Source organism: Pseudomonas taiwanensis (assembly GCF_013393345.1).
GTDB classification, from domain to species: domain Bacteria; phylum Pseudomonadota; class Gammaproteobacteria; order Pseudomonadales; family Pseudomonadaceae; genus Metapseudomonas; species Metapseudomonas resinovorans_C.
The window spans coordinates 40,606-63,567 of the sequence record NZ_QJRF01000045.1 but is presented as its reverse complement, the minus strand read 5'-3'; the positions used below and the strand labels follow the sequence as shown (position 1 = coordinate 63,567).

The following is a 22,962-nucleotide window of genomic DNA, read 5'->3' as shown; positions in this document are numbered from 1 at the left end:
CCATCGCCCCTCCTTTTTTCTTCCGATGCTGGAGAGCCCAATGAAACAGTCCGTCAGTACCCGTTTGTATCCGTCCAAGGCACCGCTGGAGTGGGCCGTGATCGGTAACGGGACACTGTATACGGCGCAGATTCCCATCGACGTCGAGGGACGTGTGGTGGATGGGGGCATCGAGGCCCAGACGCGCCAGACCCTCGACAACCTCAAGCACACCCTGGCGTGCGCAGGGCTCGGCCTGGAGGCCGTGACCCAAGTGCTGATCTACGTGACCGACCGCAGCTACCTGGCAACCGTGAATGCGGTCTATGCCGAGTACTTCGCCGCGCCCTATCCGAACCGCGCCGCAATGGTGGTGGCCGGGCTGGCCCGCGAGGAGATGCTCGTGGAACTGGTGGTCTACGCGGTGGCCTGAACGACCGCTGTCTCCGGTCCGTTCCGGTGATCCCGGAGGACTGGTTTACCGCTCGCCGATTGTCCCGGCGGCGACTCCTACTACGCTTGATCCTGGTACGAGCGCTTTTCCGTCACGAGCGGACCGGCGCTCGTACCCATTTTCGCCATATGGCCTGACCTGGGAGCTTGGGATGGAATGGTTGCTCAACCCGGAAATATGGGTGGCCTTCTTCACGTTGACCGCGCTGGAAATCGTCCTCGGCATCGACAACATCATCATGATCGCCATCCTTGTGGGGCGGATGCCGCTGCATATGCAGGCGCGCACGCGCTTCTTCGGCCTCGCTCTGGCGATGGTCACCCGCATCCTGCTGCTGCTTTCCATCTCCTGGATCATGCGGCTCACCAACGACCTGTTCGAGGTGGCCGGGCAGGGGATATCCGGGCGTGACCTGATTCTCTTCTTCGGAGGCCTGTTCCTCCTCTGGAAGAGCAGCAGCGAGATGTACCAGGGGCTGGAAGGCGAGGATGAAATAGCCGACGAGCCACGGAGCCTGGCCGGGGGCTTCATTGGCACCATCATCCAGATCGCCCTGATCGACATCGTCTTCTCGCTGGATTCGGTGATCACTGCCGTTGGTATGGTCTCCAACGTCCCTGTGATGGTTGCCGCCATCGTCGCCGCCGTACTGGTGATGATGCTCGCCGCCGGCACCATCAGCGCCTTCATCGACCGGCACCCGAGCCTGAAGATGCTGGCGCTGTCGTTCCTGGTGGTGGTCGGCACGGTGCTGATCGCCGAGTCGTTCGACGTTCACGTGCCCAAGGGCTACGTCTACTTCGCCATGGCCTTCTCCCTGGCCGTCGAAGCCCTCAACATCCGCGCCCGCGCGGCTCGCGGTCGCAAGTCGGCAGACCCGGTGAAGCTGCGCAAGGACATGATGGGCGAGTGATGCTTTGTGTAGGAGCGAGCTTGCTCGCGAACCTTCCGAGCCGACCATTCGCGAGCAAGCTCGCTCCTACAAGGGCGGCGCCTGCCCAGGGATAAAGCAGTTGGGCGACAAGTCAGCGTATGAAGCGGAAGAGCGAGTGTGCTGTGCTCCTACGGGGACGGTGCCAAATGAAAAAAGCCCGCCAACACGAGTGTTGGCGGGCGAAGCAGGCGGGGACTAGAGCCAGCGTCCCCGCCCAGGGAGTAATCAGCTGAGGCGGGATTGCGCGTGCAGGCGAACCACGTAGCCGAGCTTGATCGCGATCGGTCCAAGGAGTGTCAGCAGGTGCGCCAGCACCAGGCAGCCCATGGAGAGGAATGCGTCGAAGACGTAGGCCAGCAGGGCTCCTGTCACCAGCATGGCCATGCCACTGACCAGCAGCTGGCTGCCAAGCAAGTAGACGCGCTGGGGGGATTCGAAGAAAGCGAACATATCCAATGCTCCGGCAGGGGTTGCGGCCTACCAAGGGCGTCCGTGACGGAGTCACGGACGCCGGGTCCATGCAGGGTGATCAGGCCACCGGAATCATCGGGTCGGCGGCTGCCAGGGCGGCGGTGCGATCGGCTGCCGGCGGGTAGATCCACATCGTGTTGATCTGGGTCTTGAGCTCCTTGGCTTCGGCCTTCACCAGCTTGAGCTGACGGTCCCAGCCTTCGGTGAACACCGCGCCCCAGGCACCCAGATCCAGGCAGGTCACGTACTTGGGCTGGCGGTAGGGCGTGGGCGACACGCCGAGGATGTCGGCGGCGACGTTGTTGCCGGCATGGCGACCGAGAGAGATTGCGTGCTGGCAGGACATGGCAGCGAAGTTGCCGATGTCGTCGGTGGCGGCATAGGCGACATCACCGGCGGCGAAGATGTTGTCCTGGCCGAGCACCTTGAGGTTTGCGTCCACATGCAACCGGCCCTGGCCATCGCGCACGCTGGACAGCTGCTCGGTCAACGGGCTCGCCCGGAAGCCGACGGTCCAGATCACCGTATGGCTCTCGATATGGCGACCGTCGGCGAGGGTGACGCCATTGGCGTCCACCGCGGCAACGCTGGTGCCGAGCACCCACTCGATGCCGAGGTGATCGGAGGCTTCGACGATCGACGGGCGAATCCCGTCGCCGAGGGCGGCGCCGATCTGCGGGGCGCGGTCGATGACGATCACGCGGATATCCTGGTCGTTACCCAGTACCTCGCGCAGGCGCGCCGGCATTTCGGTGGCCGTCTCGATACCGGTGAAGCCGCCGCCGGCGACCACCACGGTATTGCGAGCCAGGCTGTAGGGGCGCTCCGCGAGAGACTTCAGGTGCTGTTCCAGGCGCGTTGCGGATTCGATCTGGTCGACGTCGAAGGCGTGTTCGGCCAGGCCAGGAACCGGTGGGCGGGCCAGTTGGCTGCCGGTCGCCAGGACCAGGCGGTCGTAGTGCAGCTCCTGCTGGCGGCCAGCCTCGTCGCTGTAGCCGACGGTCTTGGCCTGCTCATCGATGCGCTCTGCAGTGCCTTTGACGAAACGCACACCAACCGAATCGAACAGGGCATCCAGCGGCGCAAACATGGCGTGGACGTTGGGCTCGTAGAAGCGCGGACGGATGCGCAGTTCGGCCTGGGGTGCGAGCAGGGTGATTGCCACATCGTTGCGATCATGTTTGTCCAGCAAACGTGCGGCGCTCAACGCGCTCCAGAGTCCACCGAAACCTGCGCCCACAACCAGAATTTGTTGTTTCATGAAGTGCTCCTCGAAAGAAGTGCCCAATAAAATTGATGTTGTTTTTCCAACTCCGGCGTGACGATTACAGGTCCATTGATACTGGGTTCCCATATTCGCTGTATCGGATCGTCCGCTGTGGTTACATGCTATCGATGGATATCTACTGGCGCACTTCTACATAGGGTCAGCAGAATTATGCGTCAGTCGAATTGATATATACCTAGGTATAAGTCGAATGCGCCCAGGAACTTCCGGATGTTCTCAGGGGCGCTCGCGCAGGGCGGTTTCGATGCAGTTCAGCAGTGTGTCGGCTTCGAAGGGCTTGGGGAGGCAGGCGACCATTCCGGACGTATCGGGGCCAATGGCGCCCGGGTAGGCGGTGATGAAGATGGTGGGAATCCGAAAACCCATCGCGATGAGTTTTTCATGCATCTCGACGCCGCACATGCCCGGCATCTGGATATCGGAGATCAGGCAGTGCGCTTCGGCCGGGCCGCTGGAGCCGAGGAACTCCAAGGCGTCGGAATAGGTTCTGGCCTGGTAGCCGCTGGCCCTCAACAAGCTTTCCAGCGCCGTACGGATTGATTCGTCATCATCGACGACTGCAATAACAGCCATATTGCGCACCTGAGTATCTGCGTCATGTGGGGTCGCTCGTTGCGGCGGCCTGTCGTTATTTCAAGATACGCTGTCTCATAACGTCGAGAAGTATACCTACGTATAGTCTCCGCCCCTTGAGGTCAAGCACTTCGGAGTTACCCGTCGACGCATGATACTCAGGTACAAGTGCACGTCCCGAAGGGATACTTCATCTGCACTGACGTACAAATGAATTGTTCCCGGAACCTCGAATAATCTGGCGCTACTCATTCATTGGCTTCCGGTAACTCCGGAGGTGCAGGGAAAGTTGTAAAAGACCCATTAACCAGGCGGCGGACATCATGAACAGAAATGACCTGCGGCGTGCCGACCTCAACTTGCTGGTTGTCTTCGAGACCATGATGCGTGAGCGCAACGTCACTCGTGCCGGAGAGCGCTTGTTCATCGGCCAGACGACGGTCAGCAGTGCATTGGCCCGACTGCGCTCGATGTTCAACGACCCCCTGTTCATCCGCACCGGCGGGGTGATGGAGCCGACCGCGCGGGCGGAGGAAATCCATGCCCGGCTGGCACCGGCCCTGGACGGCATCGCAGTGGCCCTGAGTTGCTCCCAGGAGTTCGACCCGCTCACCAGCGACGCTGCATTCCATGTCGGACTCTCGGACGATGTCGAGTACGCGCTGCTCCCGCAGCTGATGAGGCACCTGCGCGACGAGGCACCGAACATCACCCTGGTGGTGCGCCGGGTGGACCAGTGGCAATTGCCCCAGCTGATCACCACGGGCGAGATTTCCGTGGGCATCAGCCTGGCGCAGGGACTGCCGGCCAGCTCCCACTGCAAGCGGCTGCGTCCGATGCAGCCGGTGCTGCTGCGCGGCGATTCAGCGGCATGCCGCCTGACACTGGACGAGTTCTGCGCGCGGCCCCATGTGGTGGTGTCTTCGATGGGCAACGTCATCGATGATGTCGATCACGTCCTGGGTGTAATGGGGCGCCAGCGCAAGGTGGTGCTGGCGGTGCCGCAGTTCAGTGCCTTGCCGGGGCTGCTCGCCGGCAGCGACATGGTCGCCATCGTGCCGGACTACGTGGCCCAGGCCATGGCGCGGCTGCACGGGATGCACGCCGAGTTCGCGCCGCTGGAGCTGCCGGCTCCGGTCCTGTCCATGGCCTGGCGCGGCGCGAGCCACGACGATCCGCGTGAACGCTGGCTGCGTTCCTGCTTCTTCCGTCACCTCGGCAAGGTGCCCGAGCAGGCATCGGTTGCGGCCTGAGGGGCGAAGGCGGGGGCGGGTGGGATACCGATCAGTGTTCCCGCGTGAAGCGGCTGCGGTAGTCGCGAGGAGAGATGGACAGGTTTCGCTGGAAGGTACAGCGCATCCGTTCCTCGTCGCCGAATCCGCAGAGCCGGGCAATCTGCTCGATATTGCGCGGGGAGTTCTCCAGCAAGCGCTTCGCTGCTTCGAGGCGGAACAGTTCGATGGCCTTGGAGGGCGTCCGTCCGGTCTTGAGCTTGTAGACCCTGGAGAAGTTGCGCTGGCTCATTTGCGCGCGCTCAGCCAGGCGTTCCACCGTCAGGCTTTCATCCCCCAGGTTTTCCGTCAGCCACAGGTGCAGGTCGTCGAACGCCGCGCTTTCCCCCGATTGCGACTGCAGCAGCGTGCTGTACTGCGCCTGGCCACCCGGTCGCTTGAGGTAGACCACCAGTTCCCTGGCCACCTGCATGGCCACTTCGCGGCCACAGTCGGCTTCCACCAGGGCCAGTGCCAGGTCGATGCCGGCGCTCACGCCCGCCGACGTCCACACCGTTCCCTGCTGGATGAAGATCGCGTCGGCATCGACATCAATGGCCGGAAAACGCTCCTTGAGCGTGTCGCACATGGCCCAGTGGGTGGCGGCGCGTCGGCCATCGAGCAGGCCGGCCTTGGCCAGCAGGAAGGCGCCACTGCAAACCGCCGCGACCCGCCGAAAGCGGTGGGCCGCGCCCGACAGCCAGTCGACCAGTTCGCCGTGGCTGTCCAGGGACAGGCAGATTCCCGGAGCGCCGGGAACGACGAGGGTGTCTGCCGGGGGAACGCTGGGCTGATCGAGTCGGGAGGTGTCTACGGCCAGACCTTCGACGGTCTGCACCAGCCCGCCTTCGAGGCTGGCGGTGCGCAGCTGGTAACCGGGCATCTGGCGCGCGGACAGCGCCTTGGTGGCGGCCCAGAACACCGTCTGGGCACCGGTCAGGTCGAGCAGCCCAATCTGCGGGTAGGCCACGAACACCACTTCGCGAGGCCTGTCCCACGTCGAAGCCTGGGTGTCGAATGTGCTGTCCCTGGGTGGGGTTGTCCCTTCGCTGCCTGGAGGACCGACCATTGTTTCCGCCGTGACTGTTCGAATGGCATTGGGAAGTATGTGTCGCAGTGTTTTTTTTCAAGCGATCCGCGAGGGTCGGTCGTCGGAAAGTCGGACGAGGCGTGCGGCGTTCCGGGTTGGCCGATATCAAGGGTTTTATGTCCTGGCTGGTGCCTCCGCAAGCGCGATAGCCTCGTCAATGCTGAGCGCATCGTTCTCGGCGCCCTGATCCGCGTTATCAACATTCCAGCCGTAGACCTCCCCGACGTGCAAAAAGCCCGGCAGACGCCGAGGCCATCGCGTTGCCGCGAGGGGGGACATGGACTAGATTTTTTGACCGGCACGCCGTGATTTGCCGGTCTTCAGCAAGGAGACAAGATGAGTTCGTGGTCGCAAACAACTTCGACCAAAAGCACATGCGAACAGAAGGACCCCATGGTTTATGTGGTCGATGACGACGAGTCGATGCGGCTGGCGCTCGAGGGTTTGCTGCGCTCCATCGGATTGCGCGTCGAGACGTTCGAATCGTCCCAGGAATTCCTGGCCTTCCCGAAGAACAATGTCCCCAGCTGCCTGATACTCGACGTCAGGCTGCGCGGTGAGAGCGGCCTTGCCTTCCAGGAACAGGTGGAGAAGAGCGGCTTGCGCATGCCGATCGTGTTCATGACCGGGCATGGCGACATCGCGATGACGGTCAAGGCCATGAAGGCCGGTGCGGTCGATTTCCTGGCCAAGCCGTTTCGGGACCAGGACATGCTGGATGCAGTGGCCAATGCACTGGCGAAGGATGGCGAACGCCTGGCCGCCGAGCAGTCCATCGCGACGCTGCGTACCGCATTCGATTCGCTCACCGTGCGTGAGCGGGAAGTCATGGGGTTCGTGGTCGCCGGCCTGATGAACAAGCAGATCGCCTCCGAACTGAACCTCAGCGAAGTCACCGTGAAAGTCCATCGCGGACAGGTCATGAAGAAGCTGGCCGCGCGCTCCGTCGCGGACCTCGTCAGAAAATCGGAATCCCTGGGCATCCAGCCGCAGTCACGCAAGTCGTCCTGATTTCGGCATCAGCGGCAGCGCCCTTGCGGCCCTGTCGCTGACCCGCCGAGGCGCCAGCGTCCATCGCAATGACGGGCGGCAGCCTGATGGCAGGGTGCGTCATTCAAGAAATCCTACTTATGGCTCCGATACCAATGGGCAACAGACTCCAGATTTGCTGGGACGATGGCGAGCGTGCCTTCTGCCGAGGACCGCACCCGAAGGAGGGGGGCGACGACGTGCTGGTGGCGCGGGCCGCCGCTGAACAGCCTTTGCCGGCCAGCCTCGAGCGCCTCGCACATGAGTTCGGCCTCAAGGACGAGCTCGATGGCGCATGGGCTGTCCGGCCGCTTGAGCTGGTGCGGGAGAGCAGCGGGCTGCTGCTGGTGCTGGAGGACCCGGGCGGCGAGCCACTCGAGCGGTTGCTCGGCGCACCCATGGAGATGGGCGCTTTCCTGGACATCGCCGTGGGCATTGCCACGGCGCTGGGCAAGCTCCACCAGCGCGGGCTCGTTCACAAGGACCTCAAGCCCACGCACATCCTGGTCAATTGCACCGATGGCCAGGTGCGTCTCACCGGCTTCGGACTCGCCTCGCGGCTGCCGCGCGAGCGCCAGGCGCCCGAGCCGCCCGAGACCATCGCCGGCACGCTTGCCTACATGGCGCCGGAGCAGACCGGCCGGATGAATCGTTCGATCGATTCGCGCAGCGACCTCTATGCGCTCGGCATCACCCTCTACCAGATGCTGACGGGCGTATTGCCGTTCACCGCCACCGACGCCATGGAATGGGTGCACTGCCACATCGCCAGGAAGGCGGTGCCCCCGAGCGAACGGGTGACCACGGTGCCGGCGGTGATCTCGAACATCGTCATGAAGCTGCTGGCCAAGACCGCCGAGGAGCGCTACCAGACGGCAGCCGGCGTCGAACATGACCTGCGCCGCTGCCTGGAAGACTGGCAATGCCGTCAGCGCATCGACGACTTCCCCCTGAACGAGCACGGCACGCCCGACCGCCTGCTGATCCCCGAGAAGCTGTATGGGCGGGCTTACGAGGTAGACACGCTGGTCGCTTCGTTTACCCGCATCGTCAACAGCAGTGCGCCGGAACTGGTGCTGGTGTCCGGTTACTCCGGCATCGGCAAGTCTTCGGTGGTCAATGAGCTGCACAAGGTGCTGGTACCGCCACGGGGACTCTTCGCCTCCGGCAAGTTCGACCAGTACAAGCGCGATATTCCCTATTCGACCCTGGTACAGGCTTTTCAGAACCTGGTGCGGACGCTGCTCGGCAAGAGCGACGCGGAGCTGGAGGGCTGGCGCGGGGCGATGCTGGAGGCGCTGGAGCCCAACGCGCGGCTGATGACCGACCTCATTCCCGAACTGAAGCTCATCATCGGTGAACAGCCGGCGGTCCCGGAGCTGGAACCGCAACAGTCGCAACGCCGGTTCCTGCTGGTGTTTCGGCGCTTCATCGGCGTATTCGCGCAACCGGAGCATCCGCTCGCGCTGTTTCTCGACGATCTTCAATGGCTCGACGCGGCAACCCTCGACCTGCTGGAGGACCTGCTGACCCGTTCGGACCTGCGCCACCTGATGCTGGTGGGCGCCTACCGGGACAACGAGGTGGATGCCGCACACCCGCTGACGGCCAAGCTCCAGGCCATCAGGAACGCGGGTGTCAGGATCGACGAGATCAGGCTGGCGCCGCTGGCCAAGGCGCATATCGAACAACTGATTGCCGAAGCCCTGCACAGTCCGCAGGAGCGCATCGAGTCGCTGGCCCGGCTGGTGCAGGACAAGACCGCCGGCAACCCGTTCTTCGTCATCCAGTTTCTCCAGGCTCTGGTCGAAGAAGACCTGCTGACGTTCGACCATGACGCTCGGCATTGGCGCTGGGAGCCTGATCGCATCCATGCAAAGGGCTACACCGACAATGTCGTGGACCTCATGGTCGGCAAGCTGGCGCGCCTGCCCAGCGACACGCAGCTGGCGTTGCAGCAACTGGCCTGTCTCGGCAACGTCGCCGAGATCACCGTCCTTTCAAGCGTCCTGGGCATTCCCCAGGCCCAGGCTCACGCCGTGCTGTGGGAGGCGATCCGCCAGGAACTGGTGGAGCGGCAGGAGAGCGCTTATGCCTTCGTCCACGACCGGATTCATGAAGCTGCCTACTCACTGATCCCCAAGGCGTCGCGCGCCGAGGTCCATCTGCGTATCGGCTGGTTGCTCGCCGCGCAGACCGCCCCGAAACGGCGCGAAGAGGCGATTTTCGAGATTGCCGGCCAGCTCAATCGGGGCGCCGCGCTGCTGACCGAAGTCTCCGAGCGTGAGCAACTGGCGGAGTTCAACCTGCTGGCCGGCCAGCGTGCCAAGGCATCGACGGCCTACGCGTCGGCGCTTACCTATCTGTCCGCCGGTGCGGAACTGCTGGGTAGCGATTGCTGGGCGCGGCGCCATGAGCTGAGCTTCGCCCTGGAGCTGAACCGGGCCGAATGCGAGTTCCTCACCGGGCAGCTGCCGGCGGCGGACGCGCGCCTGGTGACGCTGGCCGAACGCGCCCGTACGACGGTGGAAAAGGGACTGGTTGCGTGCCTGCAACTGGATGTCTGCCTGGTCCTCGACCAGAGCGACCGCGCCGTCGCGGTGTGTCTCGCGTACCTCCGGCATGTCGGTATCGACTGGTCGGCGCATCCCGACGATGAGGAAGTGCAGCGCGAGTACCAGCGGATCTGGACGTTGCTGGGCGAGCGGCAGATCGAGGACCTGATCGATCTGCCGTTGATGGAAGATGCGGCCTCGCTGGGGACCGTGGAGGCGCTGAGCAAGCTTTTCGCGCCGGCCTTGCAGACGGATGCGAACCTGGCTTGCCTGACGATCTGCATGGCGGTGAGCATCAGTCTGGAACGTGGCAACTGCGATGCCTCGTGCGTGCTCTATGCCAACGTCGGCCGGGTGGCGGGGCGGCGCTTCGGTGATTACCAGGCCGGCTTGCGCTTTGGCCAGCTCGGCTGCGACCTCGTCGACCGACGCGGGCTGAAGCGCTTCGAGGCCAAGACCTATCTGTGTTTCTCGATCTTCGTCATGCGCTGGCTGCGGCCCGTGCGGGAATGCCGTGCGCTGCTGAGTCGCGCCTTCGCCGCGGCGAACAGGATCGGCGACCTTCCATATGGTGCCTATGCCGGCAACAGCCTGGTCTCGGACCTGTTGTACTCCGGCGAATCGCTGCCCGCGGTGCAGGCAGAAGCCGAGCGCGGACTGGCCTATGCGGAGAAGGTGGGTTTCGGCCTGGTGGTCGACTTCATCGCCACGCAACTGGCGCTGGTACGCACACTTCGTGGTCTGACGACGGCATTCGGCAGCTTCGACGACGCGAACTTCACCGAGCTTTCAACCGAACGGCATCTGGCCGGCAGTCCCGACCTGGCGCTCGCCGAATGCTGGTACTGGACGCGCAAACTGCAGCTGCGCTACCTGGCCGGCGACTATCCCTCGGCCATGGAGGCTGCCAGGAAGGCGGAGGCGTTGCTCTGGACCTCATCCTCATTCTTCGAGGAGGCCGAGTATCACTTCTACAGCGCGCTGGTCCACGCGGCTGCGTGCGATGCGAGCCCGGCGGTCGAGCATTCGACGCACCGGGTTGCCATGGCCTCGCATCACCGGCAGTACCAGGTCTGGGCAGACAACTGCCGCGAGAACTTCGCGGACCGTGCCGCCCTGATCGGCGCCGAGATTGCCCGCATCGAAGGCCGTGTGGCGGAGGCCGAGCAGCTTTATGAGCACGCCATCCTGGCGGCGCAGCAGAACGGCTTCATCCATGTCGAGGCGCTCGCCAATGAGCTCGCGTCGCGCTTCTACGCGGCGCGAGGCCTCGGCAAGATCGCCCGTTTGTACATGCGCGACGCACGCTATGGCTACCTGCGTTGGGGCGCCGATGGAAAGGTGTGGCAACTCGAGACGAAGTACTCCTACCTGAGAACGGAAGAGCCTGCCCTTGGCGCGACCACCACCATCGCGACTCCGGTGGAGCACCTCGACCTGGCGACCGTACTTAAGGTGTCGCAAGCGGTCTCGGGTGAGATCGTCCTGGAGAAACTGATCGACATGGTCATGCGCACGGCCATCGAGCAGGCCGGTGCCGAGCGGGGCCTGCTGATCCTCTCGGATGGCGGCGAACATCTGATTGCGGCGGAAGCGACGACCGCCGGCGACGCGACGGAGTTGCTACTGAGAGCTGTGCCGGTGAGTGCGGCGCTGCTGCCGGAATCGATCCTGTTCAACGTGCTGCGTACACGCGAGAGCGTCGTCCTCGACGATGCCGTGGCCGAACCCTCGTTTGCCGCGGACCCTTATATCCGCGAGCGGCGCACCCGTTCAATCCTCTGCCTGCCCCTGATGAACCAGGCGAAGCTCACCGGCGCGCTCTATCTCGAAAACAACCTGACAGCCCGCGTGTTCAGCCCGACCCGCATCGCCGTGCTGAAGCTGGTGGCCTCCCAGGCGGCGATCTCCCTGGAAAACGCGCGTTTGTACCGTGATATCGCGGAGCGCGAGGCGAAGATCCGGCGTCTCGTCGATGCCAACATCATCGGGATCATTGTCTGGAATGCCGAAGGCGACATCATCGAAGCCAACGACGCCTTCCTGCGCATGGTGGGGTACGAACGGGAGGACCTGGTATCGGGCAGCGTGGGCTGGCGCGACCTGACGCAGCCGGATTTGCGACCGCAGAGCGAAACAGCCCTGGCCGAGGCGTTGCGGGTGGGGCATGCGCAGCCCTTCGAGAAGGAGTACGTCAGGAAGGATGGCAGTCGCCTGCCGGTTATCGTCGGCCTGGCCACGTTCGAAACCAGTCGCAAGGATGGCGTGGCGTTCGTACTCGATCTCACCGAGCGCAAGCTGGCGGAGCAGAGGGTCCGCGAGGGCGAGCAACGCTATCGCGAGGTGCAGGCGGAACTGGCCCATGCGAACCGGGTGGCGACCATGGGACAGCTCGCCGCGTCGATCGCCCATGAGGTCAACCAGCCGATTGCCGCGACCGTGACCAATGCCTACGCCGCACAGCGTTGGCTGAACGCGCAGCCGCCGGAAGTCGGTGAGGTGGGGCAGGTCCTGGGCCGCATCATCAAGGATGCCAACCGGGCGGCGGACGTCCTTGGGCGGATTCGTGAACTGATCAGGAAGGCGCCGCCGCAGAAGGAGCCTGTGGACATCAACGCGGCGATTCGCGAGATGGTCGAGTTCACTCACGGCGAGGCCAGCAAGTGCGGTGCGGTGGTGCAGACGCAACTCGCGGAGGGCTTGCCACTCATCGAAGGCGACCGTGTCGAGCTGCAACAGGTGCTGCTCAACCTGATCATCAACGCGCTGGAGGCCATGGGTGGCATCAATGATGGCGTACGGCAACTGCACATCAGCACCGGACCCGACGAGTCAGGCGCTGTGCGGGTAACGGTGAGCGATTCGGGGCCGGGCTTCGCGGAAAGCGCCGAACAGGTGTTCGCACCTTTCTACACCACCAAACCCACCGGCCTCGGGATGGGCCTTTCGATCTGCCGATCGATCATCGAGACCCACGGTGGCCAGTTGTGGGCGAGCGCCAATCAGCCTCGCGGAGCCGTCGTCCAGTTCACCGTGCTTGCCCATTCGCCGGTCTGATCGTGCCCCCGTGGTGTCCGCCCGGCAGAAGCCACGTTTTTGTAGGAGCGAGCTTGCTCGCGAACAGTCCGAGCACGATCCTTCGCGAGCAAGCTCGCTCCTACAGTCAGTCCACGTTACGACTTGCCGGCCGCTATCGCCGTGACTTCCACGCGCATGCCTTCCACGGCCAGCTCGGCCACGCCCACAGCGGCGCGAACGGGCCAGGGCTTGGCGAAGAAACGCTGGTAGACCTCGTTGAAGGCGGGGCGGTCGGCCATGTCGGTGAGGTAGATGGTCAGGTGCATGACCCGGTCCATGGAACTGCCGGCGCGCTCCAGCGCGACCTTCAGCGCCTGCAGGGTGCATTCGCTTTGCGCGACGATGTCACCCAGTTCCAGGCTGCCGTCGGCGCGGGTTGGAATCTGGGTGGAGACCAGCAGGCCGCCGAAGCTGGCGACGTCCGAGGAGATGGATTCCGGATCGGGATCGGGGAGGAACGTGAGGTCGTAGTTTGCCATGGCTATCTTGCTCGAATGGAAGGGAGGTGGCGGCTCCAGATGGGAGCAGTTCCGTCAGGTTTATGCAGAATCAGGTGGGACAAGGTTGGGCGGGATTGGGACGCGCAGCCCCAATCCCGTCCGTTCCATCTTCAGCCGCGCGCCAAGGACGGGGTGCGCGGGGGAATCAGGCGCTTCGAGCCGGTCGACTCGAAGGCCGACGCAAAGCGCAGCAGGGCCGAATCATCGTAGGCGCGGCCGGCGAAGGTCAGTCCGATGGGCATGCCGATATCCGCCATCACGCCCATCGGCACGGTGACGGTGGGTACGCCCAGGTGACGGATGGCGAGGTTGCCGTTGGCGACCCAGATGCCGTTGCTCCAGGCGATGTCGGCCGATTCCGGGTTCACGTCGGCGTCCGCCGGGCCCACATCGGCTACGGTGGGGAACAGCACGGCGTCCAGCTTCAGGCCGTCCATCCAGTCTTCCAGGTCGAGCTTGCGGGTCTTTTCCAGGCCGCGCAGACCGTCAGGCAGGGTCTCGATCTGGTCCCAGGTCTTCAGGCCGCGCTTGGCCATGTTGACGTATTCGTCCATGCCCGCGCAGAGGTCGTCCTCGCGGTTCGGCAGGGTGCCCGGGTCGTGGGGGAAGATCTGCGGCCCGTCGACGTCGGCCAGCGTGTTCAGCTTGGGATCGCCGTTGGCACGGAGGAAATCGTCGAAGCCCCAGCCGGACAGTTCCCAGAGCTCGTCATGGAGGAACTGCTCGGAAACGAAGCCGCGGTTGAACACGGTCGGCGCGCCGGGGCGGTCGCCCTCGCAGTTGGAAACCAGCGGGAAGTCCACTTCGATGACTTCGGCGCCAGCCGCTTCCAGGGCCTTGCGGGCTTGTTCCCAGAGGTCGATGACCGAGGCACGGGTGTTGATGCGCTGGCCGGTCGGGCCGCCGATGCCGGGCTTCTCGCTGGTACCGGCCAGTTCGTCCTTGTTGATGAACATGCGCGGCACGCCCAGCCGCTTGCCCTTGAGGGCTTCGGGGCCGGCGGCGAGGTCCAGGTAGGACGCCGGGCGCACTTCGGAAACGGCGGGGATCGGCACCCAGGGCTGCAGGCGCCACAGGTCGCCTCGCTTGTCGGTGTCTTCGGCGACCACCACGTCGAGCACTTCCAGCAGGTCGGCCATGGTGCGCGCATAGGGCACTACGACGTCCATGGTCGGCGTCAGCGGCCAGTTGCCGCGCACCGAGATCACCCCGCGCGAAGGCGTGTAGGCGCAAAGGCCATTGTTGGATGCTGGTCCGCGTCCGCTCGACCAGGTTTCTTCGGCCAGGCCGAATGCCGAGTAGCTGGCTGCGGTCGCGGTGCCCGCCCCGTTGGACGAGCCCGAGGCGAAGGGGGCGGTGAGGTAGTTCGCGTTGTAGGGACTCTCCGCACGGCCGTAAACGCCGCGCTGCATACCGCCGTTGGCCATGGGCGGCATGTTGGTCTTGCCCAGGCAGATGGCGCCGGCAGCGCGCAGGCGTTCGATGGTGAACGCATCGCGATAGGCGACCAGGTCCTTGAAGGCCGGGCTGCCGGACGCGGCGGTCAGTCCCTTCACCAGGTAACTGTCCTTGGCCGTATAGGGAATGCCATCCAGCGGTCCGAGCGTCTCGCCGCGCGCGCGGCGGGCATCGGAGGCTTCGGCTTCCTTGAGCGCCTCGGGATTGCGCACCACGACGGCGTTGAGGGCGGTAGGCGTCTCGGGACCGTCGTAGGCATCGATCCTGGCGAGATAGGCCTTGACCAGCTCGACGGCCGTCGTGCGGCCGGACTCGAGCGCGGCGCGCAGTTGGGCAATGGAAACCTCGGTTACCTCGATCATGCTGTCACCGCCGGTGGTTGTTGGGTTGTGCATCGAATCTCTCCATCACGCTGGACCCAGGGTCCAGGAACATCAACTTGCCAGGAAACGGTACTCATCTCGGCCCCCGTTGCAGCGCATCATGCGGCAGGGGCGGCACTGGAACCAGGGCCGGAAAATTCAGCGCACTATTTTGCACCAAGCGCGAAGCCGCGGCATCGCTGGCGTGCATCAGCTAACGAGGTTCCTCGCATGACGATGTGGGGAGGGTAGTCGGATCGTGGCCAGTCGGACGGCTGAACCTGAAATGACGAACCGCGACGCTCACACGGAAACGTCGCGGCTCATGGCTATACCGAGTGCGATGACCCAGCAGTCGTTCGGAGCCTTTCGGGAGGAAAAGCCACGAATGGCTCCTCAGTCGACGGGGATTACCGGCGGCTTGCCCACGTCCTTCAGCAGTAACACCAGGAACTTCGCAGGCTTGTCCTGGCTGGCGTTGCGTCCGACCGTGTGCAGGTCCTGCGGGCCTTCATGGAAACTCTGTCCGGGTATCAGCGTCACCTCCTGCCCGCCTTTCACGCCCATCACGATGGTGCCTTCCAGCACGTAGATGAAGCCGTGGGCATCGTGGCGATGGACCGGGTCGGCGCCACCGGGGGGATATTCAACCGTAAGCATCAGCACTTCCTTGCCGGGGTAGTCCGGAAGCGCCTGGGTCATGACCGGCTTGACGATCGGGTGCGGGGCGGACGTTCCCGTGTCCTGCGCGATGGCGACCGTGATGCATGAGAGGGAGAAGAGGGCGACGAGGTGAGGGATTGGCATGTGGCGCTCCTGGTTCCGTCGAGCGGGAAGTGGTGGCCCGGCCGCTAGCGCGGTGCGGCGGCTTGCTTGAGCCATTCCTCGAAGTGGGTCTCGCCGACGATCGGGTTGGCCCCTGGGGTCAGCGACTGGTCGTCGACCGGTGCACCGAAGTAGGTGGCTCCGGAATCCGCAATCACCTCCCGCCGGTCGTTGTTGTGGTCGAGGTAAGCCTTGACGAACCAACCCATGGGCTTGCGGTCAGGCCCGGCGACTTCCGTCGTCTGGTTGCTCGGCGGTTGCCCGGCGAGGTTGGCCAGGGCCTCTGCGACATCCGCCGAGGCGATTGGCTGCAGGGCGGCGGGCGGCAGGCGAACGCTATTGCCCTCGGTGCCGGAATGCGCGATGGCACCGACGAACTCGAAGAATTGCGTGGCCCTGAGGATGGAGTAGGGGACGCCCGATTCCTTGATCAGCTTTTCCTGGGCCATCTTGGCGCGGAAGTAACCGCTGCTGAGCATCCGCTCCGTACCGACGACCGAAAGGGCGACATGGTGCTTTACCCCTGCAGCCTTTTCCGCAGCGGCCAGGTTGCGTCCGGAGGCCTCGAAGAATGCCAGTACGGCAGCGTCTTCGAATGACGGTGAATTCGCGACGTCGACGACCACATCGGTACCTTGCAGTGCCGCCTGCAGCCCTTCGCCCGTCACGGCGTTGACCCCGGTCTTCGGTGACGCCGGCAGGACGTCATGCCCCTGCTGGCGAAGGTTGTTGCAGAGCTGGGTTCCGATCAGGCCAGTTCCGCCGATAACGACGATCTTCATGTGCATGCCTCCTGTTGGATGACGCAGCGCAGGGTGCATCTGTCGGGGGGCAGCGGGTGCATGGCAGCCCGGAGCTACACTCGTGGCTGTATGGCGTGCGGGAACCGCAGCGGTCGCCAGGTGGCGTGACGCGCTTCGCCGCATCGCCAGTGATCTGCAATGACGATCACGTTATGGCCGGGGACTTTTCCCGGAAAGGACATTGATCGTGGGATTTCAGCCATGAACCGGCACATCGGTTTTCTGGTCTATCCGGGCTTCGAGTTGCTGGACCTGAGCGGCCCGCTCGAAGCCTTCTCGAACGCCAATCAACGCTCATCCGCTGACTACCAGCTGACCACCGTATCCCTGGACGGGGGGATGGTGAGCAGTGCCTGCGGCCTTTGTGTCCATACGGAGCCGTTGCGGGTGGTTGCCTTCGACACCTTCATGGTGGTGGGCGCGCCCGAGCCTCCCGAAGGTGAATGGGCTGCGGTGCTGGCCAGGGCAGTTGGCAACGTCGCTCTGCATGTGCGCCGAACCGCCAGTGTCGGTACCGGCGCCTTCCTGCTGGCGGCGAGCGGACTGCTCGATGGGCGCACCGTGACGACCCACTGGCATTACGCAGCGCAGTTGCAGGCGTGCTATCCGACTGTGAGGGTCGATGGTGACCGGACCTGGAGCGAGGACGGTGGTTTCTGGACGTCGGCGGGGATGGCCGCCGGCATCGACATGAGCCTGGCGATGATCGAGCAGGACATGGGGCGGGAAATGGCGCTTTCCGTGGCACGCATGCTGGTCGTCTATTACTGGCGACCGCGTGGGCAATACCAGTTTTCGTCGTTGCTGGATTTCGATCCGGGGTCGGACCGGATTCGTTCCACGCTGAGCTTCGCGCGTGAGCACCTGCGGGAGAACCTCTCGGTCGAGCGCCTGGCCGAGGTCGCGAACCTGAGCGTCCGCCAGTTCGGGCGCGCCTTCACCTCGTCGACAGGCGTGACGCCGGCCAGAGCGGTCGAACGCATGCGGGTAGAGGCGGCACGGCCGCAAGTCGAGGATGGGCGGCAGACGTTCGAGGAAATCGCGCGCCTGAACGGCTTCATCGATGCGGGACGCATGTGTCAGAGCTTCCTGCGGGTCGCGGGTCGAACGCCCCAGGAGCTTCGACGCAGCGCACGAGGTGAACGTGGAATTTTCCGGTCTGCGTCATGACCTCTCTCAGCGACGCCGCCTGGCGACTCCACCGCCGGTTTCGGGAGAATCGGTTGTAATGAAAGAAGCGGTTACCCCAAGGTCAGAGGAGGTTCACGTCATGCCTGTTACTCGATTCCCCGTATGGGTGGTTGCCATGTGCCTGACGGTTTCGGCAGGCGCATCCTGGGCCACCGAACAGGCCAATCAACGCCGCGCCGCCCGCGATGTAAGGCAGGAAACACGGCAGGATGCACGCCAGATCAAGCAGGACTGCCGTGCCGCCGACCAGCAGTACAACGCCCAGTGCCGACAGGACAAGCGCCAGACCAAGCAGCAGGGGCGGGAGAGGGCGCGGGACATCAAGTACTGAGTATCCAATGGCCTGGTGGCTGTGCTTTGTGTAGGAGCGAGCTTGCTCGCGAATGGTCGGGCTCAGGAGGTTCGCGAGCAAGCTCGCTCCTACAGTACGTATGCCCACATGGCTTCGCGATTGCCGGAGGGCATGGTGCATCCGGCGCGAGTCACCCCTCTCCTGCGGGAGAGGGGCTGGGGGGGAGGGGTTAGCCGGCCGGCTCGGATTCTCGGGTGCAGTCCAGATTCGCGAGCAAGCTCGCTCCTACAGTACGTACCCCCCCCACATGGCTTCGGGATTGCCGGATGACATGGTGCATCCGGCGCGAGTCACCCCTCTCCTGCGGGAGAGGGGCCGGGGTGGGCGGGGGTGTCAGTGCTCCGCCATCGATCGTTCGTGGACGTACTGCCTGAACTGTTCGGCCGGCAGTGGGCGGGAGAACAGGTTGCCCTGGTAGGTGTGGCAGCCGTGGCTGACGAGGAAGGCACGCTGGGCCTCGGTTTCCACGCCTTCGGCAATCACCGAGAGCCCGAGGATCTGGCTCAGGCTCACGATGGCGCAGGCGATGGCCGCGTCGTTGGGGTCGACCAGCACGTCGCGGATGAAGGATTTGTCGATCTTCAACTGGTCCAGCGGCAGGCTCTTGAGGTAGGAGAGCGACGAGTAACCGGTGCCGAAGTCGTCCAGTGACAGGCCGATGCCGATCTCCTTCAGTTCGATCATCTTGGCAACGGTATTTTCCATGTCTTCCACCAGCATCCCCTCGGTCAGCTCGAGCTTGAGCCTCCTCGGGTCGGCACCCGTGAAGCGCAGCACGGTCAGCACTTCTTCGACGAAATCGGGATGGTGGAACTGGCGCGCGCTGACGTTCACCGCCATGACCAGGCGGGCGGTTTCCGGCTGCTTGGCCCAGGTCACCAACTGGGCGCAGGCGGTGTGCAATGCCCAGCGGCCGAGTGGCAGGATGAGCCCGGTTTCCTCTGCCAGGGGAATGAACTCCGCCGGCACCACGTTCCCACGCTCAGGGTGCTGCCAGCGCATGAGCGCTTCCGCCCCCACGATCCTGCCCTGACTGTTCACCTGCGGCTGGAAGTGCAGTGACAGTTCCTTGTTCTGCAGGCCCTGCCGCAGGTCGGACTCCAGCCGTGCGCGGGCGGTGGCGACCGCCTGCATCTCCGGGTCGAAGAAGCGCATGGTGTTGCGACCGGCGGCCTTGGCGCGGTACATCGCCAGGTCCGCGCGCTTCATGATGTCGTCGACGGTATTGAGCTGTCCCTGGAACAGGGCGATGCCCAGGCTGGGCGTGCTGTGATGCTCGTAACCATCCAGTTCGTAGGAGAGGTTCAGCGAGCTGAGAATCTTCTCGCAGATGGTCTTGGCCTGGATGGCGGCATCCGGGGGATTCTCGCTGAGGCCCTCCAGCAGGACCACGAATTCGTCTCCGCCGAGGCGGGCGACGGTATCGCTCTCACGGATGCAGGCGGACAGGCGATGGGCGACCTGCTGCAGTAGCACGTCGCCGCGGTCGTGACCGAGGGTGTCGTTGAGGGCCTTGAAGTTGTCCAGGTCGATCAGGATGACCGCGCTCGTATGCTGGCTACGTGCGCTGCTGGCCAGCGCATGCTGCAGGCGGTCGAGCATGAGCCGCCGGTTGGCCAGACCCGTGAGCTGGTCGTAGAAGGCCAGCCGCTTGACCTCCTGTTCCGCGGCCTTGCGATGGGAAATGTCGGTGTTGATGGAGAGGACGCACTGGGGCAGGCCGCTGTCATCGCGAACCAGGGTGCGGTGGCTCTCGAAGTTGATGGTGCTGCCGTCGCGGCGTCGCAGCGTCACTTCGCCTGACCAGTCGCCCAGTTCGATAAGACTGTGGGTGGTGGTTTCGATGAAGGCATGGCTCGGGTAGATCAATCCCTGGGCCGATTTGCCCAGCGCCTCGTCCCTGGGCAGCCCATAAAGGCGCTCGGCGCTCTTGTTCCAGTAGAGGATGCGGTGATTCATGTCGTGCACGACGATGGCGTCCTGCGCCTTGTCCAGCAGCGATGCCTGCTGGCGGAACTGCCGTTCGCTCTCGCGCAGCACCGTCAGATAACGTTCGCGCTCGGCGGCGTGGGATTCCATCTCACGGCGGATGCGGCGCCCATAGAACATGGCCGCAGTCACCATCAGCAGCACGAACATCATGATGGCGTATTCGATGCGGCGCAGTTCATCGACCGACTCCAGTTCCTCTTCGAGCAGCTTGCTCTGGATCAGGCCGACGCGCTCGCGCACGGTGGCGAAGGCGGCGAGCAGCAAGGCGTACTTCCGGTCCATGGTCGCCATGCGTTGGGCTGCCTCATCCGACTTGCCATCTCGGAAGAAGGAGAAGATCAATGTGGCCTCTTTCACCATCTCGTCCATCGCGGAATCGATCTCCGCCACTTCTCCCTTGAGCGCGAGCGTAAAGGTCTGGATGTCTTCGCTGTGCTCTGCCTGATTGGCAATTCGCACTTCCAGTTGTTCCTTGACTTTGGCCAGGTGCGCGTCGAATGCGTGCAAGGCTGCGGTCATGTTCCGCGACTCGGATTCGGCATCAAGCGTGTCGAACACGTTGTTGCCCGGCGCGTTCACTTCCGACGCGAGGCTGCCCAGCGTCGAATAGGACGAAAGCTGCTGGACCCAGGATTGGTTGGCCTTGATCGAGCGGTGGTAGGTATCGACGATCAGGTGGTTCAGCAGGACGCTCAGCACCACGACCAGCACGTCGAAGCCCGCAAGGAAGAAGTACATGCGGTGCCATCGGGTCGTGGGTTGAGTGTTCGAGTGCGCGGATATGACCTGGTTGGCGGCGCTTTCCCTCTCGAACGAATCCATTTCGCGATCTCCAGCGAACGTCCTTCTTATGGACTTGATAAGCGAAGCTCAAGAAAGCCAGGCGTCCTGTCGTTTGAATTTCAGCGCCGGAATCCCCCGGGACGGGCGCCGCATGCCCAATCCGTTCGGCATGATGACACTCAAAGCATAGCCACGGATTTGCCATTATTTCGCGGCCCGACTGCTGGTGTGCAGGCGGCGACGGGATGTCGTGTGAATATTCTGCCCGCTGTGGCTGAGGTGTCAGGAAAGCAGGGGCCGACACCCCGAGGCGCTTTCGCGCGCAGCTGGTTTGAGGGGAAAAAGTGGTCGGGCGTTAGATTGAATATTCACTAGGGTTATTTGCTAATTCCTGAAGTGCATATCCATTGCGCGGACAATGACGTTATCGATTCCACGTCGTTCGGGATTGCGTTCATGCCGCTGCTATCGCAGACAGAAGCGCTGTCATCGGTGGCGAAAGTTTTGGCAGGACGTACCCCATCGACGCTGCCTCGTCATCTTGTTCGACGGATTCGCCTCCCTAGAATCGGCCCCATTCCGGTTACACATTCCATCCTTTGAGGGAGCGCCACCATGATGAATGCCATGCAAATGCCGATGTCCGCCAACTCCATGATGCCGATGATGGGCATGCCCATGATGATGGCCACCATGCAGTGCGACATGCAGGACGACGGCATGATGTGCACGATGATGCCGGCCATGGGCATGGACATGACGATGTTCCGCAACAGCGCGGAAATGATGGCGATGATGATGAACTGCGGCATGCCGATGATGATGCACTGCGGCAACATGTCGATGATGTGCATGTCCCAGGCCGGCATGGCCATGATGCCGATGATGGGCATGATGAATATGATGCCGATGATGGGAATGGGCATGGGGATGGGCATGCCCATGCCCATGCCGTCCATGAAGTGCATGATGGAGTGCTCCATGCAGGGCGACGCCATGATGTGCAAGATGATGCCGATGCAGGGCATGAACATGGAGATGTTCAAGAGCTGCTGCGCGCTGATGACGAAAATGATGGAATGCGGCATGCCTATGATGATGAGCTGCAACGGCATGCCGATGATGTGCTGCACCTGCTGATCGGCAGGATGTAAAAAAGCCCGGCCGGGAAACCCGCCGGGCTTTTTTGTGCTCGCCGGGGCTCCTATGGTGGATCGATGAAGCGTGATCCACCCTACACACCGCCTCGGCTCGGGGCTTTGTGTAGGAGCGAGGGGGACGCCCAGTTCTTGCTCGCGAAAGGTCTGCTCAGGAGCTTCGCCAGCAAGCTGGCTCCTACATTTACCTCAGTCGAGTCTTTCGGCGTAGGTGGTGACGAGGTAGGCCACCGCTTCGCTGTTGGATGGGTTGCGGTAGGCGTGGGGCTGGTCGGCGTAGAACAGGATCGAATCGCCAGTGGCGAGCAGGAAGCGTTCCTCGTTCACGCTGATTTCCAGCACGCCCTGGGCGATCACCAGGTTCTCCTGCGTGCCGGGGGCGTGGCCGGGAGAGTCCTCGGTGGCCAGACCCGCCAGCCGCAGTTCGTAGAATTCCACCTGGCGCGAGCAATCGAAGGGGAACAGCGCGCGGCTGACGAAGCTGCCGTCGCCGTTCACCAGTCGCTTGCTCTGGCTGGCCGGCAGCACCGAGACGCCATCGAAGGCTCGGTCATCGAGAAATGCCGCCACCGAGACCTTCAGACCCTGGGCGATCTTGCACAGGACCTTGATCGAGGGAACGCTGCGCCCGGACTCGATCTGCGCCAGCATCGCCCGGCTCACGCCGGAAACGCGGGCCAGGCCGTCCAGTGAGAGATTGCGCTTGGCGCGCAGGCGCAGCAGGTTGCTGGCGACGCGCTGGCCCACCGGGTCGTCCACGGCGGCGGCCGCGAGCAACACCTGGTCAACGGCGTCGACAGGTAGCGAATGACCCATG

The 22,962-nt window shown here is 63.7% G+C and carries 18 protein-coding genes; 8 read left to right on the top strand and 10 right to left on the bottom strand.

Annotated elements, in window-relative coordinates; all coding sequences use genetic code 11:
- Positions 1 to 40: 40 nt before the first annotated feature.
- A complete protein-coding gene (locus tag DM872_RS08855) occupies positions 41 to 412 on the top strand; it encodes a RidA family protein (protein WP_179059121.1) in 372 nt (123 codons plus the stop codon).
- 172 nt (positions 413 to 584) lie between these two features.
- Complete coding sequence (locus tag DM872_RS08850) at positions 585 to 1,346, top strand: TerC family protein (protein ID WP_179059120.1); 762 nt, start codon at positions 585 to 587, stop codon at positions 1,344 to 1,346.
- A 246-nt stretch (positions 1,347 to 1,592) separates the two neighbouring features.
- Here DM872_RS08850 and DM872_RS08845 read toward each other — a convergent pair whose 3' ends face one another.
- The 3 genes from DM872_RS08845 to DM872_RS08835 all read right to left on the bottom strand — a co-directional run bounded on the left by DM872_RS08845 (position 1,593) and on the right by DM872_RS08835 (position 3,699).
- Positions 1,593 to 1,817, bottom strand: a complete 225-nt coding sequence (locus tag DM872_RS08845) for a transmembrane sensor/regulator PpyR (protein WP_179059119.1) — start codon at positions 1,815 to 1,817, stop codon at positions 1,593 to 1,595.
- A 79-nt stretch (positions 1,818 to 1,896) separates the two neighbouring features.
- Positions 1,897 to 3,099, bottom strand: coding sequence for an NAD(P)/FAD-dependent oxidoreductase (locus tag DM872_RS08840; protein ID WP_179059118.1), 1,203 nt, complete (start codon positions 3,097 to 3,099; stop codon positions 1,897 to 1,899).
- 243 nt (positions 3,100 to 3,342) lie between these two features.
- On the bottom strand, positions 3,343 to 3,699 hold the full coding sequence (locus DM872_RS08835) for a response regulator transcription factor (protein ID WP_179059117.1): 357 nt from the start codon (positions 3,697 to 3,699) through the stop codon (positions 3,343 to 3,345).
- A gap of 323 nt (positions 3,700 to 4,022) precedes the next feature.
- On the opposite strand from DM872_RS08835, the gene DM872_RS08830 reads away from it, so the two are divergent.
- Complete coding sequence (locus tag DM872_RS08830) at positions 4,023 to 4,952, top strand: LysR substrate-binding domain-containing protein (RefSeq protein WP_179059116.1); 930 nt, start codon at positions 4,023 to 4,025, stop codon at positions 4,950 to 4,952.
- Between the two features lie 31 nt (positions 4,953 to 4,983).
- Here the strand turns inward: DM872_RS08830 and DM872_RS08825 are convergent, their stop codons facing one another.
- Positions 4,984 to 5,940 carry a GlxA family transcriptional regulator gene (locus DM872_RS08825; protein ID WP_373273695.1) on the bottom strand — a complete coding sequence of 319 codons (957 nt, stop codon included), beginning with the start codon at positions 5,938 to 5,940 and terminating at the stop codon, positions 4,984 to 4,986.
- Between the two features lie 456 nt (positions 5,941 to 6,396).
- Between DM872_RS08825 and DM872_RS08820 the strand changes: the two genes are divergently transcribed.
- Positions 6,397 to 7,071 (top strand): response regulator transcription factor, encoded by a 675-nt coding sequence (locus DM872_RS08820; protein ID WP_179059114.1) that lies wholly within the window; start codon positions 6,397 to 6,399, stop codon positions 7,069 to 7,071.
- 134 nt (positions 7,072 to 7,205) lie between these two features.
- Complete coding sequence (locus DM872_RS08815) at positions 7,206 to 12,701, top strand: trifunctional serine/threonine-protein kinase/ATP-binding protein/sensor histidine kinase (protein ID WP_179059229.1); 5,496 nt, start codon at positions 7,206 to 7,208, stop codon at positions 12,699 to 12,701.
- A 116-nt stretch (positions 12,702 to 12,817) separates the two neighbouring features.
- Here the strand turns inward: DM872_RS08815 and DM872_RS08810 are convergent, their stop codons facing one another.
- From DM872_RS08810 to DM872_RS08795, 4 genes are all read right to left on the bottom strand, one after another.
- Entirely contained in the window at positions 12,818 to 13,201 is a 384-nt protein-coding gene (locus DM872_RS08810) for a RidA family protein (protein ID WP_179059113.1), read from the bottom strand.
- Between the two features lie 131 nt (positions 13,202 to 13,332).
- Positions 13,333 to 15,042 (bottom strand): amidase, encoded by a 1,710-nt coding sequence (locus tag DM872_RS08805; RefSeq protein ID WP_179059228.1) that lies wholly within the window; start codon positions 15,040 to 15,042, stop codon positions 13,333 to 13,335.
- A 396-nt stretch (positions 15,043 to 15,438) separates the two neighbouring features.
- Positions 15,439 to 15,849, bottom strand: coding sequence for a cupin domain-containing protein (locus tag DM872_RS08800; protein WP_179059112.1), 411 nt, complete (start codon positions 15,847 to 15,849; stop codon positions 15,439 to 15,441).
- 44 nt (positions 15,850 to 15,893) lie between these two features.
- Positions 15,894 to 16,649 carry an SDR family oxidoreductase gene (locus tag DM872_RS08795; RefSeq protein WP_179059111.1) on the bottom strand — a complete coding sequence of 252 codons (756 nt, stop codon included), beginning with the start codon at positions 16,647 to 16,649 and terminating at the stop codon, positions 15,894 to 15,896.
- Positions 16,650 to 16,871: 222 nt separating this feature from the next.
- Between DM872_RS08795 and DM872_RS08790 the strand changes: the two genes are divergently transcribed.
- Entirely contained in the window at positions 16,872 to 17,840 is a 969-nt protein-coding gene (locus DM872_RS08790) for a GlxA family transcriptional regulator (protein WP_179059110.1), read from the top strand.
- A gap of 100 nt (positions 17,841 to 17,940) precedes the next feature.
- Positions 17,941 to 18,192: a hypothetical protein gene (locus tag DM872_RS08785; RefSeq protein WP_179059109.1), complete on the top strand. Its 252-nt coding sequence runs from the start codon at positions 17,941 to 17,943 to the stop codon at positions 18,190 to 18,192.
- A 354-nt stretch (positions 18,193 to 18,546) separates the two neighbouring features.
- On the opposite strand, the gene DM872_RS08780 is transcribed toward DM872_RS08785, so the two are convergent.
- Positions 18,547 to 21,027: a putative bifunctional diguanylate cyclase/phosphodiesterase gene (locus DM872_RS08780; RefSeq protein ID WP_179059108.1), complete on the bottom strand. Its 2,481-nt coding sequence runs from the start codon at positions 21,025 to 21,027 to the stop codon at positions 18,547 to 18,549.
- 576 nt (positions 21,028 to 21,603) lie between these two features.
- On the opposite strand from DM872_RS08780, the gene DM872_RS08775 reads away from it, so the two are divergent.
- Entirely contained in the window at positions 21,604 to 22,128 is a 525-nt protein-coding gene (locus DM872_RS08775) for a hypothetical protein (RefSeq protein ID WP_179059107.1), read from the top strand.
- Positions 22,129 to 22,334: 206 nt separating this feature from the next.
- Here DM872_RS08775 and DM872_RS08770 read toward each other — a convergent pair whose 3' ends face one another.
- Positions 22,335 to 22,961, bottom strand: a complete 627-nt coding sequence (locus DM872_RS08770) for a helix-turn-helix domain-containing protein (protein WP_179059106.1) — start codon at positions 22,959 to 22,961, stop codon at positions 22,335 to 22,337.
- Position 22,962 lies beyond the last annotated feature (1 nt).